Annotated in this window: 1 pseudogene; it reads right to left on the bottom strand. The window is 45.7% G+C overall.

What is annotated here, in order from left to right:
- Window positions 1–348 (bottom strand): annotated as a pseudogene (locus FC60_RS09575) (hypothetical protein); the annotation flags it as partial.

The following is a 348-nucleotide window of genomic DNA, read 5'->3' as shown; positions in this document are numbered from 1 at the left end:
AACGATGTTGAAGCACTCTCACTTAAGGACTCGTTACCAGATTGAGCATCACTTAAGGATACCGAAGCACTCTGCGATGCCGCCCGGTTTGAAGTACTTTGACTGGTACTGATTGAGGCTGCTGAAGCCGAAGCTTGGGCAATTGAAGTCAATTCATCACTGGTCAAGTTACCACGGTTAGAAAGGCTCGTCGAAACTGAAGTACTGTTAAGAGCACTTTGTGAGGCGCTATTAACTTCACTCAGGCTCTTCACAGCCGATACCGAAGCACTGTTGTTCAATGATGCATCTGAAGCACTCGCGTTGGATACACTAGCAATCAAACTCGTTGAGTTTTCATCACTAATT

The sequence above is a fragment of the Limosilactobacillus gastricus DSM 16045 genome, assembly GCF_001434365.1.
Taxonomy (GTDB): Bacteria; Bacillota; Bacilli; order Lactobacillales; family Lactobacillaceae; genus Limosilactobacillus; species Limosilactobacillus gastricus.
This window is presented reverse-complemented; position numbering and strand designations above follow the sequence as displayed.